We start from the raw sequence: 18,634 nt of genomic DNA, 5'->3' as shown, positions 1-18,634 counted from the left end.
TTGCTCGTCTTAAATTTTAATTTAGGTCTAAGAAGATTAAAAGTTAGATTTCTTTATCTGCTTTCAAGAACGTTCTCGAACTATGGCACTAACGTTTGGGTTTGCGTACTTTCTTATTCCAAACATAGAGTTAGATTTCAAAGCCAAATAAAGCAAAAGCCTGCTTGCCGCACAGCGAACAAAGTGTACAAGTGTGCGACGCAACGATGCTCAATGGATAGGCGAATTTCTGGCTCAAAATATTCTCTGCTGGCGTAAGCTTATGATCGTTTCAATTTGCTACAGGTTCTGTTTCCTCTTTCAGCGCATCTTCCACATAACCTTTTTTCAACCGCTCGTAAAGCGAATGTTTGTCTATTAACAACGCGGCAACGTTGGAGACAAGCGCTGCCACCATCAAGTGAAAAATCACGCTGTGCCGGTCGGTCATTTCCAATACCAAAATGGCCGATGTAAAGGGCGTGCGAGTAACGCCAGTTAAAAAGCCCACCATGCCGCAAAGAATAAGCAAGTTTGCGTTGGAGCCCGTTACGTCAAACAAAGAAGAAAGCCAACCGCCAATCGAAGCGCCGGCCGCCAGCGAAGGCGCAAACACACCGCCTGCCGCGCCGGTGTTGAAGCAAATAATTGGGCCGGCAACTCTCAACAAGGCTGTGTCCCAGCCGGCGGCTTTGTCGCTTGTAAACAACAACTGGTTCATCAGCACTTTGCCCGAACCCAAAACAGCGGGATGGACAAAGTAGGCTGCGGCTGCTACGGCAAGCCCGGAAAGGAGCAAAAACAAAACGGTTTTTGCGGTACCGAAATTCCTCTTCCAACGCATGACCACCAAAATGGCTTTGCACATTAAACTGCCCAAAAGACCGGCAGCGATGGCCGTTGCAATCACGCCTAAAAAAATGGAAAACCGCAATCCCGTTACTTCGGGATAACCAAGGTAGAGATAAGGGCCGAGGAAGCCTTGTGCCGTTAAGCCCGCAATGATGACCGCTGAAAAAAGCGCCGTGCGAAAATGGCGCACGTGAATTTTTGCGAGCTCCTCCACGGCAAACACAATTCCGCCGAGCGGAGTATTGAACGCAGCCGCCAGACCCGCCGCAGCGCCGGTTAAAACAAAGCTTTGATCGGAAAGCCGTGCCCAGGTTTTGGGTATCCATTTGTGAACGATGTAAAACACCGAGCCCGCAATCTGTATCGTTGGCCCTTCGCGGCCAATGGCGCCACCGCCTAAGACCATCACGAAACTGGAGAGGATTTTTACGGCTGCAATGCGCAGGCTTAACAGGCGGCCAATCTTGTCTTCGTGTTTGGGTGTAGCCAAATCAATGGCGGCCATCACCTGCGGTATGCCACTGCCTTTTGCGTTGGGCGAAAGTTTTACTACCACCAGCCAGGCCAGTAAAAAACAAAATGGCGTTACAAGAAAAATGAGCCAGCCGTGCCAGGCGAGTAAATGATGGAGAATGTCTTCGGCCAAGCCAAAAAGTTTTGTATAACCAACGGCTATCAGGCCCACAAATAACGAGGCAATCCAAAACGGAATGGCCTGCTGTGCGTTTGCCCGCAAGCGGCTAGGGATGAGCAGGTCCGTTGCAAAGGTGAATCGTCGCTGAAGGCGAAGTTTAAACGGTTCTTTCGGCATTGGTTAAACGTGGATAAGGGTGTTTTGCACAATCGTGCAAAGCTAACCGAAAGAAAGTGCGGCGTGGCCTTTGTTTTGTAGCGTTCAAAAACGCTTGTTATCCCAATGGCCTGTTTTTGAAGGCAAGGATTTTTTTTAACCGTAAAAAACTTTTATGACAGCCGGATATCATCAGTACCAATCGTGCATCGAATCTTGTTTGCGGTGCGCAGCCATTTGCAATCATTGTGCTTCGTCGTGCACGCAGGAAGAAGACGTAAAGATGATGGCGCGGTGCATACAGTTGGACATGGAATGCGCGGCACTGTGTTACGCATCGGCGCAATTAATGAGTTTGGGAAGTGAAAAGGCAAAAGAGATTTGCCGGCTATGTGCTGATGTTTGCCAGGCTTGCGGCGAAGAATGCGGCAAACACAAAACCGAACACTGCCGGGAGTGTGCGCAGGCATGCAAGCAATGCGCGGAAGAATGCAGGAAGATGGCTGCCTGAGGCTTGCCGCATCATCCGGAAACAATTGATGGAGCAGAACCGTAGCGATTGTTTTATTTTTATCGTTTATCGTTTTTGATTTTTTACTTCACAAACCCTTTTTATGCCTTTTGACCAGTACCACGAACCGCCAGAAGAACTCTCACAGGAGGTCCGCACGTTTGCCCGCATGATTGCTTCGCTTACCGAAGAAGCCGAAGCCATTGGCTGGTACGAGCAGCGCATTGCGGTAGAAAAAGACAAGCAGGCCAAAGCCATTATGGAGAACGCACAGCAGGAAGAATTCAAGCATTTCGGAATGGACCTTGAATTTCTTTTGCGCAAAAAAGAAAAGTGGCGCACTATTTTAAAAGCGATTCTTTTCAAAGAAGGTGATATTGTAAAGTTGGGTGAGAAAGGAGAAGAGAAAGCGGATTAAACCTCAATACCGTTTTTTCACGCAACGGCGCAGCGTCGTAGCTCCTCTGCGTCGCTGCGTGAGGTTTTTGTTGCGTAGCGATAGGAACGCACAAGAGTGCGACGCAAGCAAAGCTCAATAGATAAGTGAACCTTGGCTCATAAAAAAGCCGCACCTTCTGATGCGGCTTTTCCTTTTGCAAAAAAGTTTTTAAAAGCCTTTCTTCACGTCGCCGCCTTCAGCATTTACCATGTCAATCATTGCCGTCAGTTCGGTTGCAAGTTCGTCGGCGGTGCCGTCAAAACCAACGGCTTTAAAGCGAATGTTGTTGTTCCGGTCAATTACAAATTTTGTGGGTATGCCTTCGACCTTAAAGTTTTCTACCACTACAAAATCGTTTCCCTCTTTTGATTTTGCATCGTCGTACAACACATGAAAAGAATATTTGTTTTGCGCAACAAAGTCGGTCACTTTTTGCACGCGGTTGCTGTCGTTTTCCCAGGTATCAATGAAAAGAAAAGCAACGTCGGGATTGTTCTTGTATTTGTTTACCGCCGTTTGCATGCCCGGGAAAGAGGCACGGCACGGTCCGCACCACGTAGCCCAAAAATCAACCACCACAATTTTGCCTTTCAATGATGCCAGCGAGACTTCTTTTCCGTCTAAATCTTTCAACGCAAATTGTGGCGCAGGCACGTTGATCATTTGTTTGGCCAGTTCGGCTTTGAACTTGTTGTAAGCGGCTTCCTCAAGGTTGCTTATATACGAAGTCCATTGCGCTTGCGTGCCGCCGTTTGCAATGTACAACCGTTGCAATTGTTCTTTCATGGCCGGCGTGTACTTGCCTTCTTCCATAAATTTTTCCAGTTCGGCTTGCGCGGCTTTGGCGCCTTTTGTTTTCTCCGTCAGCGCCGTGAAGGCTTCGTTCATGCTTGCGTCTTTGCGCTTAAAGCCTTCCACTGCGGCTTTTTCAACGGCGTACGCCTGTTCGTAATCGCCTTTGTGATAAAGCAAGGTAGCGTACGTGTCGGCGTACATATTGTGCGTGTTATCAAGGTTGCGCTGGTATTGCTTTGCAGTGAGATAAGCCGGTTTGTTTTTCATTGCTTTCTTTTCTTCATCCACCAACGCCAACGACTGTTTAGAGAAATCCAACCCTGCTTTTGCGTCTTTCGGTTGTTTGTTGATTCCTTCGCCGGAAAGCTTCCAGGCAATGCTGTTCAGCGCATTGGCGCGGGCCTGTTTGTTTTCAATGCGTGCCAGGTATTTTTTGGCTGCCTCGTAATTGCCAGAATCGGCATACATCCCCGCTATCACCTGGTCAAAAAACTCCAGGCGGTTCTTCGCCAACTCGTTGGCGGGGCTACTTACGGCAGCAAATTTTTGATAGACTTCTTCTCTTTCCGGAAGCGTTTTTGCTTTGTTCCATTGGGCTACCAATTCGGTTTGTTGTGCGGCGGCAGGGTAGCGGCTTTTCAGCAACGCAGCCACGCTGTCGGCCATGGCCTTGTCCTTTAATGCATTCTGATAAAAGAATCGCGTTTGTGTCAGGTCTGCTTCTGAAATCTTCTCGTTCTTTAATCTCTCCGTCAGTAGTTTCCGTAAAGCATCCTGATCGGCCGCATCTTTTGATTGACTCAAATAGCTTGCATATTCCGTTGCAAACTTTTTTTGCGATGCAGTGTTGGCAAATTCTTTTTTATTCAACTCAGCACCTTTTTGCTGGTTGCGCTTTAAACCCCAGATGCCGCCGAAGTTGCCGAAAGCCGACGCAAGGGCCGCATGAGCGCCGGGAACTTCTTCGCCTTTTTTATCGTACAGCGCTGTGTAATACCCTTCGTCGTTGTTGTTGTCGCGAATTTCATCTTTGGCAAAGGCAAAGAACACGGCTCTTGTGCTATCAGCCGTTTTTACGCTTCCGCGAAAGATGCCGCCTTCCTGTTTCAACGGAACCTCAACTGCCCGCGGCAAGCCGCCTTCGAGCAAATAAGCCGTGGCCTCAAAATCTTTTTTGCCTTGCAGCACCGTGTTGCGCGGCATGTATTCAATAACGATGGTAGAACCCGGCGTGGGTTTTTTCGTCATCACTTCAAAAGCTTGCTGGGCAAAGCTGGCGAGAGTTAAACAGAAAGCAAGGAGGAGCGAGGTTAGTTTTTTCATACACTGGTTTGTTGGTTAAAAAAAGTCTGGCTTAAATGTAAGAAAGATGCCGATGCAGAATTAAAAAAATAAGGCATAAGAGAAACGCAGCCGAATGCCGGGCGGTAACCGTACCGCGATGTGTGGCAAAAATCCGCGTTGGTTAGAAAAAAACCGTTGCCTTGAAAGCACGGGTTAACTTTCATGGCAAATCAAAACAATCAGCACCGTGAGCAAAATCACCGTAACGCGGCCAAAGGAATGGACCAACCGGCTGCGTTCTTACACGCTTTATCTTGACAACCAAAAACTCGGCACGCTTGCCAACGACGAAATCAAAACCTTTGAAGTGCTGCCGGGTACACATACCCTGCGTGCAAAAGTTGACTGGTGCGGCAGCCGCGAAGTGCAGTTCAATCTTGCCGACAGCGAAATGAAATATTTCCATCTCTCGGCTTTTCGTTATTCCAATTTTATCATGCCTTTGTTTTCCGTCATTGTCATTCTGCATTTTTTGTTGCGGCGTTTTGCCGGTTTCCCTTATCTGGTTTGGTTCGTTATTCCAGGGTTTTTGGTGCTGGTTTATTACCTTACCGTTGGCCGCAACAATTATCTCTGGTTGCGCCAAAGCGATACCTGGTGAGCGGTTATAAATTGCGATTCTTGTGAAGATGCTAACAGCTTTGCGTCCTAACTTTCGGTTTGAAACACACTAGAAACATCCTAATTAAACGCATCATGAAAAAAGGAATCTTGTTTTTCTTGTTGATAGCTGCTTTCGCGGCAAACGCACAGCAAAAGCAATCGCTGAAAGATCTTTTGTACGGCGGAAAACTGAAAGCGGACTCCAATTCGGTTGTGCGCAAAAACGAAGACCTGAGTGCCCGAATTGATACGGCCACAAAAAAACAGGCGGAGCCTGAAGCACCGAAAGCAGTGACGCCGGCTACAAGCGAGCCGCAAAAAACGGAAACCGCTACGACCAATACTGCAACAAGTGGTGAAGCCACCGATTCATCTATCACCACTACTGCGGCCGCGAAACCTGCTCCTGTTAAAAGCACCAACAAGATCTGGAAAGAATACGCTGATTCGTTAACAAAGGTTTTGAGCGCCGAAGTATTGCCTTCAAAAAAAATTAAGAAGGACACATACTTTATCACGGTTGAATACGAAATAAATACCGACGGTACGGTGAATGTTTTGAACCTGACCTCCTCGCCGGAAAACGCTTTTCTGCAAAGCGAGGTAAAGACCCGTATGGACCTCGGCACGCCGCAGCTTGCGCCGGTTTTGGACAGTACGGGCAAGGCCCGCAAAGTGAAAAGAAGGACCAGCTTTTCGCTCACCAAGGAATAAATCTTCGCCACACGTTCAAATGAAAAAGGCCGCAGCTTACAACCGCAGCCTTTTTCATTTGAACGGAATGCCAAAAATTTTCTTAAGGCATTTATTGCACAAGCGATTAAACAATCAAAACCATGAAAACAAAAAACGCTTTCGGTCGTAGCGCTTGTTACTTTCTTTTTGCACTTCTTTTATCCTTCGTGTCAAAAGCACAACAAGGCAAGTCCGATACCGGTAAGCTTGCCCACGGCAAATACGGCTGCACCGCTTCCAGCTGGCACAACGGCAATGTAGAATACACACCAAAAGGCTCATTTGTAATTAACCCCAACGGCAAGTACACTTACCTTGGTTTTGAAAAGCCAAGCACCGGCACCTTTACCGTTGACAAAGCAGGCAATCTTTGGTTCTCGGGCGGTTATTTCAACGGCGGCAAGGCTGAGAAAATTGACCGGCCCAACAAGTTCTTTCTGACATTTCCTGCTAACCCCGACAACCGCTGGACCTGCAGTTTGGTCAAATAAACCCATATATTCTCCATCTTGTTTCAAAACCCGCAATGCAAGCGGCAGAAACAGAATGCTGATTACAACGGTGGCATAAGTTTTTTGCCACCCGGAGTATGAGCAAATGTTTACTCCACAGCGTCAAAATCATTTTCCTTTTTTCGGCTGTCCTTCTGCTTTGCTGCCGCTCTTTTGCGCAGAACGATACGACGGCTTTGAAAACCGACACAACGGCGCTGAAAGCTGATACGACAACCGCGAAAGAAAACATCCGGGCCAACCTTAAAACCGTTGACAACACAGCGCCTGCCGTTTACAACATCAATCCCTGGAGCACGGCCATTATCGGCGTAGCCGCAACGGCGGCCAACATGGTGGCCATAAACAACGTGCTGCACAACAAACGCGACCTGACACCGGTGGAAGTGCAGGCCTTGCGGCCCGATGTTTTAAACGGTTTCGATCATTGGGCACTCGAACTTGATCCATCAAAACGCGATCATTTTTACTCGCTTTCCGACAAGTCGCTTACCGTTGTTCTGGCCGCATCTGCCGCCACCTTCGTTCTTGGCAAAAAAACAAGAAAAGACTGGCTGCGGCTTGCCCTGATGTATTATCAAACGCAGTTTCTTACGTTTGCTTTTTATGATTTTAGTCCGTTTGGGCCACTCTTTCAAAACCGCCTGCGACCTTACGTTTACTACGATTATTTTTCCTTCGACGACCGCAAAGGCGGCAATCAGCGCAACTCTATGTACAGCGGTCACGTGGCCAACGCAACGGCGGCTACGTTTTTTGCGGTGAAAGTTTACCTCGATTATCATCCCGAAATGCGCAGCAAGAAAGTATTGTTGTACGGCCTTGCTTCGCTGCCACCCCTGTTTGTGGGCTACACACGCATAAAGGCCCTGGCGCATTTTCCGTCGGATGTGTTGATGGGTTATCTCATTGGCGGTGTGTTTGGTATTGTGGTGCCCGAACTGCACCGCATCAAAAGTTCTAACCTGAAACTGAATACGTATTACAACGGCCAAACCGGCGGCGTGCAAATGACTTATCGTTTTGGCAAACAAAAGAAAGGCTTGCTAATGGAGTAGCCGGTCTCTGTTCAAAACAAAGACAAAATCCGCCGAACAAAAGCCGGGGTTCTATCTTTAGCAACAAACTCCCAGCTATGAGCGCAGGTGCGGTACTGATTATCCGGATGCGGCGGATTGTTGAGGCATTTCGCGGGATTGGCGCAACGCATCCGGCGGAAGCTGTGCGGCCCGCTGATATCAACGTCAAGCCTTCTTTTCTTTTTCAACGCCTGGTGCAACGCGGCGTGCTGGTTGCCGTTGATTCGGAACGCTATTATCTTGACGAAAAAACAGAAGCGCACTATCGCCGCCGACGGCAAACGGTTGTTTTGTTGCTGCTGGTGGTGGCGTTGGTGCTTTTTATCGTATCGTTGAAAACAGCACACAAATAAACCGGTTGTGCAAGCATAACTTAATACCTCAATTCATCTGTTCATGTTGCGTTTCTGTTTTTCTTTTGCCCTCTGTACCGGTTTTCTTTTAGCCGGTGCGCAAAATTCTTCTTCAAAAACCGGCAACCCTGTTTTTTCCGGTTGGTATGCCGATCCGGAAGGGGCTATTTTCAACCATTCGCTTTGGGTTTTTCCAACTTATTCTGACAAGTACGAGAAGCAGGTTTTCTTCGATGCTTTTTCAACAAGCGACGGTGTGCAGTGGACAAAACATCCGCACATCCTTGATACGGCTGCCGTGAAGTGGGCAAAAAAAGCCATGTGGGCCCCGGCCATTTTAAAGAAGGATAACCTCTATTATTTTTTCTTTAGTGCCAACGACGTTCATCCCGGCGAAGTGGGCGGCATTGGCGTGGCCGTGGCATCGCATCCCGATGGGCCTTTCAGGGATTTGTTGGGTAAGCCGGTAATCAACAGCGTTGAAAACGGTGCGCAGCCCATTGATCAATTTGTGTTTGCCGACAAGGGAATCTATTACATGATTTACGGCGGTTGGGGCCATTGCAATATCGTTAAACTAAAGCCTGATTTCAGCGGCCTGCTACCGTTTGATGACGGCACGACATTCAAGGAAATTACACCGCAGGGTTACGTAGAAGGGCCGGTCATGTTTAAGCGAAAAGAGAAGTATTATTTTATGTGGAGCGAGGGGGGCTGGGGCGGACCAAACTACCGCGTGGCTTATGCAATGGCCGATTCGCCAACGGGTCCTTTTCAACGTATCGGAACGGTGCTGCAACAAGATTCAACGGTGGCGACGAGTGCCGGCCATCATTCGGTTGTTCATTTACCGAACAACGAATGGCTGATTGTTTATCATCGCCGGCCTTTGGGCGAAACAGCCGCCAATCACCGCGTGACCTGCATTGACCGCATGTACTTTGACGACAAGGGAAATATAAAGCCGGTGAAAATGACATTTGAAGGCGTTGGCAGAATAAAGTTGTAGGTTAAACGTTCTTCTTTTTCCGTTTGGGCTGTAGCATTGCCGCAAGGCAAGGCCATGCGTTTGTGCGTGCCGATAAAACCGGTTATTTTGTGTCAATTGAAAAACACCATGAAAAATCTATTCTTCCTTTTTTTGCTGGCCATCCTTTCCACCACCGCATCCGCACAGGACAAGCAAGCTGCCGATAGCAACGTTACACTAAAAGGATTTCCCGTGCTTCATTCATACGTAGCGCCAGACGTTATCGAAAGAGCAAAAAAGAAATACGGCCGCTCCCTTTACAGCATGGAAAAAAGCACGGCTGCCAATTGCCAGAATTCTTTCCTGGTGGGACTCATCCGAAACCGCAGGCTAACGATGGAGTGGATGTGCGATGACCCAAAAATGGTGTTGCGTACCGGTGCGTTAAACTTTTACGCAAGCATGAAATCAGGAAGAAATTAAAGTAAAGCAAGATTGCAGGAGGAACGGTTTGCGCCGTTCTTAAACAGCGTTGTGTGCTTTAAAAGAACGCTGAGCAGGATTCGTTACTGCCTGCTGACACATTAACAGACGGTTTTATCTCTGTCCGGTGGTCTGAATTTCATGCGTTTATATATAGTCGCAAATTTACCTCCCTCCAAAAAGCTATGACTTACGGTTTTGCCGGACTATGTTTGTCGTCGGTTTCAAACCGAAAACATTTTCCGGATTGAAAAACCTGTTTATCCGACCCCCGGAAAATGATGAGCAAAATCTCTCCAGTATCTTTTGAAAAATTCGCCAATCGTCCTTTGACAAATCTCTAATCCAAACCCAAGGGCCGGCATTGTTCACCTAAAACGAAAAACAATGTTGCGCAGAAACCTGATCTCGAAAACGTTCTTTGGTCACTTCTTTCTGTTGATGGTTTTGGTGGCACTCAAGCAGGGCATTTGTTACGCTGAGCCCATCAACACAGCACCGGGCAAAACCCTTCCATTCCTTTCGTTGTACAATGCAACAAAGAAACTTTCTCCTGATTCGCTGACGGCGAAAGTGGTGGCCACAACGGTAACCTTAAACACGCACGTCATCGGCTTTGTCAATGCGTACATAAAAAAAGAAGACGAGTTCCTGCAAAAAATGAAAGGCAAGAGCGGGTCATTTTTTCGCACGATAGAAAACGTGTTTGATCAATACGGTATTCCCTCCCAATTAAAATACCTCGCCATAGTGGAATCTCAACTTCGCACAAATGCTTTATCAAGAGCAGGCGCAAGAGGATTGTGGCAATTGATGCCCGTGACGGCAAGCGAATTGGGCCTGCACACTTCGGGCAAAGCAGATGAACGTACCCATACGTACCGCAGCACCGTTGCGGCCGCAAAATACCTGCGAAGTCTGTACGTTGATTTTGGCGACTGGCTGCTGGTGCTTGCCGCCTACAACAGCGGACCCGGGACTGTTCTCAAAGCCATGAAAAGATCCGGCAGCAAAAACTTTTGGGCACTTCAACGCTTTCTGCCGGCCGAGAGCCGCGGACACGTAAAGCGGTTTATCGGCATTCATTATTTTTTTGAAGGCGAAGGCAGCGTTGCCACACAAACAGCAGCCGAAGCAAAAGCATACCGGGAAAAATCTTGCACCGGTCAAGCTTCTTTGTAAGCAGTAAAAACGGGAGAGGCTTTCTTAAATTTTAATGCCTTTCCATTTTCCAATTCTGTTTAAAACAGAAACGGCGAAAGGCGGTGGATTTACTGGCCGCATTTCTTCGGGATGCGCCGCGCCTTTGGGCACAGTAACAGTTTCGCCTTGTTTGAATGTTGTCCATTTTCCGTTCAGCATTACGTCAAGTGCACCTTGCAACACCGTCTAAGTTTCATCAACTGCGGGATAAATGTGTACCGGCGTGCCGGACTGGTGCGGCAGTAAAGTCCATTCCATTTCGAGGCTTTTGCCTTTTGTTTCTTTGGCTGTTTTTATAACCTGCATCATCATTCCGATGGGGAGGAAGTTCAAGGCTTGTCGCGCTTGAGGCACGGCGTTGTTTTGCGGACGAAAATGAGTTGCCCGGTAAGAAAGGAAAAAGACAGGCTGTATAGATTGAACCTTCTATGTTATCAATTGCTTTCTTTTCCAATTGATACAATCAGGCTTGAAGGAAGTGCCGCTGTGTTATTTCATCATTGCGAAATATAGAAGAAGGGCCAGTATCCCGAAACTTTACTGTGAAGAAAGTTTAACGCGAAGAACCAGCCCTTCTTTGTTTTAAAGAGATGCTTTTGTTTTACTTAATGAACAACGTTTACTTTCATTGATTGATTCATGGTTGGCGTAGAGACCTGGATCATGTAACCGCCTTTCTGCACCGAGCTAACGTCCAGCTTGTATTCCGATGAGCCGGACGGGTTCACTTGTTTGATCATTCTGCCGGTAATGTCATAAAGCCTTATTGCGTTGATTTTGCTGTTGTCATTTGAACTGATCCTGATAAAATCACTGGCCGGATTGGGATAGATCGAAAGCGATGCCTTGCCACTTACAATTGCGTTGGAAAGAATGCCTCTTGTATCAACGTTGGTGATTGAACTGTTGGCCCCAACCTGGAATGCGTAAAATTTATTGTTTGGCGAACCAAGGCCAAAATTAGAATACCCTGATCCCCAATAAACAGTTCCGTTTACCACGGCCGCACCGGAGTTGATGGACCCACCGCTTTCAAACGACCAGAGCTTTTCACCCGTGGCGGCATTAAAGGCATACATTGTACCGGGGGCGTCGCCAGCGCCGGCGAACATAACGCCGTTGGCAATTGTTACAGCGCCGGTATTGTTGGCAACAGCACCCGTTGGCGGTGGCGGAAAGCCGGGAATACTAACCGGCGGATTTGTGCCTGCGTTTTCCCAATTTACGGCCCCGGTAGAAGCATCCAGGGCGGCCCAAAAACCGCCGTTTACCGTGGTGCCTGTGCCGGGTCCTTTTGTCATTGTATGCGGTAGATATCCGTTGTTTGAAATGGCCGTGTAAATCTGGTTGCCGTCAACGGCTGAACCCCATTGCAAGCCACCCAATGTTCCGCCGGGTCCAACTTGCGTATGCCAAACTTCCTGACCGTTGTCTGGATTAACCGTCCAATAAATGCCGCTTTTTTGTCCCGCGCCCAACAACTCACGCTTGTTGTTTCCAGAGCCTATGGTAAACATGGCAACGCCTTGCCCAAAGTCAAAGTCGGGGCCTGCATTGTCGGGACAGTTGGGGCCACCAAAAAAGCAGGATACGTTCCAGGCATCGAACGGTATTCCCGACTTTGTCCATTTGACCGCACCGGTTGTTAAATCAAGAGCTACAATCGCATCAAAAAGGTTTTGGCTGCTTCCGTCAACGGCCATGACACAAGCACGCACTTCATCGGCTGATTTTCCCCCGGCGTTGCAATCAAGTGCCGCCTGCGGTACTTTATAATTGTTGCCTGTTGTCACGTAAAGGGAATTTCTTTTTACGTCAACAACCGGCGTACTTCCCCAAACGGCCACACCGGCAAAGCCTTTGTTTGCGGGAGTCATGTAGGTCTTCCAAATAATTTGCCCGGTATTTACGTCAAGACATAAGACACTCCCACGAAACGAGCAACAAGGGTAAGTGGGATCGGCCGCAAAATTTTCTTCCAATGAAGCAACACCCACATAGGCCCTGTCGCCCTGAACCATTGCCGATTGCGTAATAATGGAGAGAGGAAAATCTTCCACCTTGGTTTTCCAGAGCAATTCGCCTGTGGTTTTGTTGATGCCGAGGACGTGCGCACCAATGAACGGGAAGCCGAGTTGCGTGCCGATGATCAGCGTGTTGCCGGCAATGGCAGGAGAAGCGCGGGCAAAAGCCTTCACCTGTCCTGTGTAGCTTGTAAAGGATTTTTTCCAAATAATTTCACCCGTGTTAGCGTTCACTTTGTAAAGGCTTCCGTTGCTTGTACCCACCGGCCCCCAATCGGGAAAGTACACGGCCTGGCCGTCAACCACTGGCGTGGCGGATATATCACCATCGGTTGTAACCACCCACTTTTTCGAAAGCTGGCCTGCGTTGGCCGGTGTTATTTTGGTTTCGCTAACGGCATTGCGGGTGTTGGCCGGGTCGCCGCCTGCGGTTAGCCATAATTTGTTTTGTGCCTGGATGGCAAACGCGAAAAACAGGCAGAGCAAGCTTGTAAAAGATCTTCTGAAGAATACGGGCAGTTTGCTGTTGCTTCCTTTGCAATAGAGCCCCGATTGCAGATTCCTTTCTTTCATTTTAAAATGTTTTAGAGTGAGTAAATAGAGCCGGGTTCTGTGGGTGTTTTGAAAAGGAAGCACGCAGCGCACTAAAGTCAGCAAGGACAATGCCGTTTTCAGGAAGGGACAAATGCACCTTCACACAGCCATGGCAACTTGAAGCGGGGCAGGGAACCTTGCATTTAACGGCAATTGAATTCTATCAAGGCAAGCGTGTTGTACCGCAAAAGCAAACAAAAAAGAATTAGCGAAAGGTGTAAGACATGAAGGTGCGTTGACTAAGGTAAGATTGCTGGACGTATTGATAAGGGGCGGGTCAGCAAAGGGCGAAGGGTCTTTGTAAAAGTATTCCTTGCAGATGATATAAACAAATGAGCGTATTTGCGCCGTAGATATTTTGCTCATTGAGCCAACATGCATTTACACCGGATATATTTATCACGTTGCCGGCTGCGGGCAATTACACTGTATTGGCAACAGGAGGAAGGTTAATCAGTTTAACCGTTCGGACAATCCGCTGCAGACAGCGAATTGTTACAAGCATTGAAGGCTGTATTCCTTGCTAGTGGCTTGCACCGTAAAGTATCTTCTTTAGCCTTGTCCTATTTCTTTAGTCCCGCACGCCGCTTCCATTCCTCCGCCGCCATCACGTTTATTCTTCCCACTTGTTGCTTGCCGCGATACGTCACAACTTTAAGTTGCGCCGCATCCTTCGGCGGCGTTAACGGTGCAGTGTACTTCGGGTAAAAACGGTCGGGAAAAGAATTATCAAAGCTGTAATAAATATCAAGCCCTTTCACTTCGGTTTCCAGCGCAATGCGTACCGTGCTGTCGGCGCCGCGAGTGACGGTGAAGATTGGATCGTACACACTCGGTGCGTATTTTTTTTCGGCTTCGTTGTAACGGGCAAAATGCTGTTCGGTGCGGGCAAAAAAATCGTCCCAATTCTTCTTGTTCTTTGGCGACCAGAAATCCTCTGCTAATGCAAAAGCTCTTGGCCACAACATGTACTGCACCTGACGGTAGTTGTACACTTGTTCCGTCCACAAATTGCCTTGCCCGCCCTTGATGCGGGCCGCGTCAACGCCTTCGGACACCGGGTCAAATTCGTATGTTTTGTTCAACCGCAAAGAGGCATAAATGCGGCTCTCAATCACGGGGTCGGCCTGCATGTAATCGAGGTAAGCGTAGGTTGTTGGCGTCATCACCACGTCGTGACCCTGCTTCGCGGCTTCAATGCCGTTCTTCACCCCGCGCCAACTCATGATGGCCGTGCTCTTGCTTACGCCGGCATCCAGCACTTCGTCCCAGCCAATCATCTTCTTTCCTTTCGACGCGACAATTTTTTCCAATCGTCTTTCAAAATAACCTTGCACCGCGTCCATTGTTTTTAAGCCTTCGCGGTTCATGAGTGTTTTTATCTGCGGATCTTTTTCCCAGAAGTTGTGCGGGGCTTCATCGCCGCCAACGTGAATGTATTCGAAGGGAAACAGCGTAGCCAATTCGGTCATTACTTTATCAGCAAATTCATACACTTTTTCATTCGCGGGACAAAGCACGTTGTCCACCATCGCAATGGGCGGCGCACCGTGGCTCCAGTCCATGATTTGTTCGCCGGAACGCACACGATACTTATCAGCGCCTTCAGTACAGGAGAGTTCAGGGTAAGATGCAATGGCTGCAAGACAGTGAGCAGGCATGTCAATTTCAGGCAGCACGTTCACAAAACGTTCTTTGGCGTATTGCACAATCTCGCGAATGTCGTCTTGTGTGTAAAAGCCGCCGTAGGTCCGCGGCTCGTCGGGTGTGGGCGGTGAAAAGGTGCCAAAATAACCTTCCTTCTTCACGTTCCAGGCGCCTACTTCGGTAAGCTTTGGCAGACTGTTTATTTGAATGCGCCAGCCTTCGTCGTCGGCAAGATGGAGGTGCAGAAGATTGTATTTGTAGCGCACCATGTCGTCAATAAAATGTTTCACTTCTTCCTTGGTGAAGAAGTGGCGTGCAACGTCGAACATCAATCCGCGCCAGCCAAAGCGGGGATAATCGGTAATGTCAACAAAGGGCAAAGACCATTGCACGTTGCTTTGCTTTTCGACGCTTTCAATTTGTGGCGGCAAGAGTTGAATAAGTGTTTGCGCGGCATAGAACAAGCCGACCGGTGTATTGGCTTTAAGCACAGCACCGTTGGAAGAAACATTGATTTGATAGCCTTCAGTGCCAAGCGTTGGGTTTGACGTTTTGTTGAGTTGAAGCCGAACGGCAGCGGCCGCAGAAGTATTGCTAATAGAAACGTTGTAGCCCGTTGCCGTTGACAACATTTTTTGCAGAAAGGCTGTTGTGGTTTTTAGTTCTGCATTCGCAGGCGCTTCAATGCTGATGGATTTTGGAAGAATAAATTGACCGGGCTTTGTTGTCAACGACACCGGTTCGGGAATAATGGCAATGCGCGGCGATTGGGCAAATGCGGCCGGTGCAAAAAGTGCGGTAAGAAGAAGCAAGCGAAATTTTTTCATGGCATTTGGGTAAGGGGTAAAAATACGGAAGACAAAGCAACCTGTTTCTCTTTCATGGTGGTTTCATAAAGGAGAAAAACTTTGTGCTTCGCTGTGTCTTTGTGCCTTCGTGGTTCAAAATGCCAACTCTCTTTTCAAATACACCGCCGTCTTGCTTTCTTTTGCATTCGCTACTTCCTGCGGTGTACCTTGTGTTACAATTCGTCCGCCTTCCTCACCCGCGCCAGGACCAATGTCAATCACCCAATCGCTTTGCGCAATCACGTGCATGTCGTGTTCCACCACAATCACGGTGTTGCCCGCATCTACCAAACGATTTAATTGCACTACCAACTTTTCTACATCGGAAGGATGCAAACCCGTTGTTGGTTCATCCAAAACATAAAGCGTATTGCCTTTGCCCAAGCGTTGCAGTTCTGTTGCGAGTTTGATGCGTTGCGCTTCGCCGCCCGAAAGTTCTGTTGCGGGTTGACCGAGGCGCAAATAACCAAGGCCTACTTCGTGCAACATTTGCAAAGCACGATGGATGATCGGGTCTTCATTGAAGAAGGCAAGTGCTTCATCAACCGTCATGCGAAGCACATCAGCAATGTTCTTGTCCTTGTATTTTACCTCCAATGTTTTCGTATTGTAACGTGTGCCGCCGCAAACCGGGCAAGGCGCATACACGCTTGGTAAGAACAACAACTCAACCATCACAAAGCCTTCGCCTTCGCAGTTCTCGCAACGGCCTTTACCAACGTTGAAAGAAAACCTTCCCGCATCGTAACGACGGCTTCTTGCCGTAGGCGTTGATGCAAAAAGTTTTCGTACACCGTCAAACAAGCCCGTATAAGTTGCGAGGTTACTGCGCGGCGTACGGCCAATGGGTTTTTGATCTACACGCACAAGTCGTTTGATGCCTTCCATGCCCGCCGTTATTTTTCCACCGAGTGTTTGTACTGTTTCTTCGTGCAATAGTTCGCCTTCCTCTTCTTCTGTTTCTATTTCATGACCCAAATAATCCGCTACTAATTCCACCAACGCTGCACTTACCAAACTCGATTTACCCGAACCCGAAACACCGGTTACACTCGTTAACACACCAAGTGGAAAGGCTGCATCAAGATTGTTCAAGTTGTTTCTTGTAACGCCTTGCAACTTGAGCCAGCCGATGGCAGAGCGGTTGGCCGTTGGTTGTTGGTCGTTGTTCGGATCGCCGATAATGTGTCGTTCTTTTTGATTGATAATTTCTTTTGTTGTCCGTTTGTCGTTCACCTGTTTTGTATCGCTCTCTTTCGGCCAACCATCAACGACCAACGACCAACTTTTAAAAAGATACTTTGCCGTCTTTGAACCTTTCGCATCTTTCAATCCTTCCAACGGCCCGCTGTACAAAACCTCACCACCCTTTTCTCCCGCTGCTGGCCCAACATCCACTACCCAATCCGCAGCACGAATCACGTCCAACTCATGCTCCACCACAAACAAACTATTACCGGATGCTTTCAATTTATTCAATGCACGTAATAACGCTTCTGTGTCTGAAGGATGCAAGCCCGCCGAAGGTTCGTCCAACACATAAACAACGCCAAACAAATTGCTGCGCACTTGCGTTGCCAACCGCAAGCGTTGCAATTCACCTGGCGATAAGGTTGGCGTGCTGCGTTCCAGGGTGAGGTAACCCAAACCCAAATCCAGCAACACGTTCAAACGCGCCACCAGATCTTCCGCAATGCGTTGCGCCACCATCGCTTTTTCTTCGTGCTGCGCCGCGTGATGCGCTTTGATGCAATCGGCCGTACCATCAGCACAGGGCTTGAATATATCCAGCAACTTTTTCAGGGGTTGCCGCGACATCTCCGTAATGTCCATGCCCGAAAACTTAATTGACAAAGACTCCTTGCGCAAGCGCTTGCCGCCGCACATTGGACATTCGCTGCTCACCATAAATTGCTGCACACGCTTTTTCATTTGCGCACTTTGCGTGTTGGTAAACGTGTAAAACAAGTTGCGCCGTGCGCTGCTGAAGGTGCCCGTATAACCCGGCGGCATCTTTTGTTTGACGGCGCGTTTGACTTCTTCGTGCGTGAACCCCGGGTACACCGGCACCTGCGGTTGTTCGTCGGTGAAGAGAATCCAGTCGCGGTCTTTCTTGGGCAACTCTTTCCAGGGCTTGTCCACGTTGTAGCCAAGCGTGATGAGAATGTCGCGAAGGTTTTGTCCGCCCCAGGCCGTAGGCCAAGCGGCAATGGCCCGTTCGCGAATGGTGAGGTTTTGGTCGGGCACCATGCTTTCTTCGGTGGCGTCGTACACGCGGCCCAAACCGCTGCATTGCGGACAGGCGCCTTCGGCCGTGTTGGGCGAAAAGGCTTCGGCGTAAATAATGCCTTGTCCTTTGGGATAATCGCCGGCACGCGAATACAACATGCGCAAAAGATTGGAGATGGTAGTTACCGAACCCACCGACGAACGTGTGCTGGTGCCGCCGCGTTGTTGTTGCAGCGCCACAGCCGGCGGCAAGCCTTCCACTTCATCCACAACCGGCACGGGCATTTGGTGAAAGAGCCGCCGTGCGTAAGGGCTCACGCTTTCGAGGTAACGGCGCTGCGCCTCGGCGTACAAAGTGCCAAAGGCCAGCGAACTTTTGCCCGAACCCGAAACGCCGGTGAAGACCACCAGCGCATCTCTTGGAATTTTTAGAGAAACGTTTTTGAGGTTGTGTTCCCGAGCACCGCGTACGTGCACAAAGCCGTCGTGAAGAGGAGAGTTTTGCTTTGACATAAAGAAGGGGTTTCAAACTTTATGCCTTGAGAGGATGATGGGCCAGAGGACAGTGCTTCTATTGAGCGGCGGTGGAGTTTACCCTGACGAAGGAAGGGTCGCACTCTTGGGCGCTTTGTAATTCTATTCGG

17 protein-coding genes are annotated in these 18,634 nt (G+C 48.7%); 10 read left to right on the top strand and 7 right to left on the bottom strand.

The features are described 5' to 3' along the window. Positions 1–271 precede the first annotated feature (271 nt). Positions 272–1,642 (bottom strand): chloride channel protein, encoded by a 1,371-nt coding sequence (locus tag FSB75_RS12890; RefSeq protein ID WP_146788129.1) that lies wholly within the window; start codon positions 1,640–1,642, stop codon positions 272–274. Between the two features lie 154 nt (positions 1,643–1,796). On the opposite strand from FSB75_RS12890, the gene FSB75_RS12885 reads away from it, so the two are divergent. After that, positions 1,797–2,132, top strand: coding sequence for a four-helix bundle copper-binding protein (locus tag FSB75_RS12885; protein ID WP_146788126.1), 336 nt, complete (start codon positions 1,797–1,799; stop codon positions 2,130–2,132). Between the two features lie 103 nt (positions 2,133–2,235). Beyond that, entirely contained in the window at positions 2,236–2,550 is a 315-nt protein-coding gene (locus FSB75_RS12880; RefSeq protein ID WP_146788124.1) for a ferritin family protein, read from the top strand. A 189-nt stretch (positions 2,551–2,739) separates the two neighbouring features. Here FSB75_RS12880 and FSB75_RS12875 read toward each other — a convergent pair whose 3' ends face one another. Next, entirely contained in the window at positions 2,740–4,689 is a 1,950-nt protein-coding gene (locus FSB75_RS12875; protein WP_146788121.1) for a TlpA family protein disulfide reductase, read from the bottom strand. Positions 4,690–4,897: 208 nt separating this feature from the next. On the opposite strand from FSB75_RS12875, the gene FSB75_RS12870 reads away from it, so the two are divergent. From FSB75_RS12870 to FSB75_RS12835, 8 genes are all read left to right on the top strand, one after another. After that, on the top strand, positions 4,898–5,311 hold the full coding sequence (locus FSB75_RS12870) for a hypothetical protein (RefSeq protein ID WP_146788118.1): 414 nt from the start codon (positions 4,898–4,900) through the stop codon (positions 5,309–5,311). 95 nt (positions 5,312–5,406) lie between these two features. Then, a complete protein-coding gene (locus tag FSB75_RS12865; RefSeq protein ID WP_146788115.1) occupies positions 5,407–6,027 on the top strand; it encodes a hypothetical protein in 621 nt (206 codons plus the stop codon). Between the two features lie 122 nt (positions 6,028–6,149). Continuing rightward, positions 6,150–6,539 (top strand): hypothetical protein, encoded by a 390-nt coding sequence (locus FSB75_RS12860; RefSeq protein WP_146788112.1) that lies wholly within the window; start codon positions 6,150–6,152, stop codon positions 6,537–6,539. 98 nt (positions 6,540–6,637) lie between these two features. Continuing rightward, positions 6,638–7,618 (top strand): phosphatase PAP2 family protein, encoded by a 981-nt coding sequence (locus FSB75_RS12855; protein ID WP_146788109.1) that lies wholly within the window; start codon positions 6,638–6,640, stop codon positions 7,616–7,618. 77 nt (positions 7,619–7,695) lie between these two features. Beyond that, positions 7,696–7,992, top strand: coding sequence for a hypothetical protein (locus FSB75_RS12850; protein ID WP_146788106.1), 297 nt, complete (start codon positions 7,696–7,698; stop codon positions 7,990–7,992). A gap of 43 nt (positions 7,993–8,035) precedes the next feature. Next, entirely contained in the window at positions 8,036–9,001 is a 966-nt protein-coding gene (locus FSB75_RS12845; protein ID WP_146788103.1) for a glycoside hydrolase family 43 protein, read from the top strand. Between the two features lie 108 nt (positions 9,002–9,109). Beyond that, positions 9,110–9,445, top strand: coding sequence for a hypothetical protein (locus FSB75_RS12840; RefSeq protein WP_146788101.1), 336 nt, complete (start codon positions 9,110–9,112; stop codon positions 9,443–9,445). Positions 9,446–9,832: 387 nt separating this feature from the next. Next, on the top strand, positions 9,833–10,627 hold the full coding sequence (locus tag FSB75_RS12835) for a lytic transglycosylase domain-containing protein (protein ID WP_146788098.1): 795 nt from the start codon (positions 9,833–9,835) through the stop codon (positions 10,625–10,627). A gap of 24 nt (positions 10,628–10,651) precedes the next feature. Here FSB75_RS12835 and FSB75_RS12830 read toward each other — a convergent pair whose 3' ends face one another. The 5 genes from FSB75_RS12830 to FSB75_RS12815 all read right to left on the bottom strand — a co-directional run bounded on the left by FSB75_RS12830 (position 10,652) and on the right by FSB75_RS12815 (position 18,503). Next, positions 10,652–10,831 (bottom strand): cupin domain-containing protein, encoded by a 180-nt coding sequence (locus FSB75_RS12830; protein WP_146788095.1) that lies wholly within the window; start codon positions 10,829–10,831, stop codon positions 10,652–10,654. 3 nt (positions 10,832–10,834) lie between these two features. Continuing rightward, positions 10,835–11,002 (bottom strand): hypothetical protein, encoded by a 168-nt coding sequence (locus FSB75_RS21835; protein WP_172623138.1) that lies wholly within the window; start codon positions 11,000–11,002, stop codon positions 10,835–10,837. A 251-nt stretch (positions 11,003–11,253) separates the two neighbouring features. Then, entirely contained in the window at positions 11,254–13,245 is a 1,992-nt protein-coding gene (locus FSB75_RS12825) for an outer membrane protein assembly factor BamB family protein (protein ID WP_146788092.1), read from the bottom strand. 584 nt (positions 13,246–13,829) lie between these two features. Then, positions 13,830–15,740, bottom strand: a complete 1,911-nt coding sequence (locus tag FSB75_RS12820; RefSeq protein WP_146788089.1) for a beta-N-acetylhexosaminidase — start codon at positions 15,738–15,740, stop codon at positions 13,830–13,832. A gap of 114 nt (positions 15,741–15,854) precedes the next feature. Beyond that, the gene (locus FSB75_RS12815; RefSeq protein ID WP_172623137.1) at positions 15,855–18,503 is read right to left on the bottom strand and encodes an excinuclease ABC subunit UvrA; all 2,649 of its coding nucleotides are present in this window, start codon (positions 18,501–18,503) and stop codon (positions 15,855–15,857) included. Positions 18,504–18,634: the final 131 nt, after the last annotated feature.

This window comes from Flavisolibacter ginsenosidimutans, from assembly GCF_007970805.1.
In the GTDB taxonomy this organism is placed as follows: Bacteria; Bacteroidota; Bacteroidia; order Chitinophagales; family Chitinophagaceae; genus Flavisolibacter; species Flavisolibacter ginsenosidimutans.
This window is presented reverse-complemented; position numbering and strand designations above follow the sequence as displayed.